We start from the raw sequence: 431 nt of genomic DNA, 5'->3' as shown, positions 1-431 counted from the left end.
CCTCATCCGCCACGCCAACACCCAACGCACCGGACCCCGACCCAGCGCCGAGGCAACGGAGTTGCTGCGTCGCCGCACCGCCGAGCTCGACACCCTCACCAGCGTCGACTTCCGCGAGAGCGCCGACGAGATAGAGCGGATGCTCCACCAGTCCAAGCCGGACACCGACCGTGCCCAGCACGTCGAGGCCGCGACGGACGCCTGGCACGAGGCGTACTGGGCGTCGCTGCCCGAGTGGGAGCACCAGATCGTCACCGGGCCCCGCCCCGGCCTCTACTCGTGCTTCAACGAAGCGGACCTGCTCGTCTCCGACGTCTCCAGCGTCGTCTCCGACTACCTGGCGAGCGAGAAGCCGTACGCGGTCGCCAACACCACGGGAATGCCGGAGGACCACTACCGCGAGCAGTTCCCCACGGTGCGCGCGGCGACCG

1 pseudogene is annotated in these 431 nt (G+C 70.1%); it reads left to right on the top strand.

Annotation, left to right across the window (positions count from 1 at the left end):
* Positions 1–431: pseudogene (locus tag UWG_RS0118980) on the top strand (hypothetical protein); the annotation flags it as partial.

The organism is Streptomyces xiaopingdaonensis (assembly GCF_000262345.1).
In the GTDB taxonomy this organism is placed as follows: domain Bacteria; phylum Actinomycetota; class Actinomycetes; order Streptomycetales; family Streptomycetaceae; genus Streptomyces; species Streptomyces xiaopingdaonensis.
This window is presented reverse-complemented; position numbering and strand designations above follow the sequence as displayed.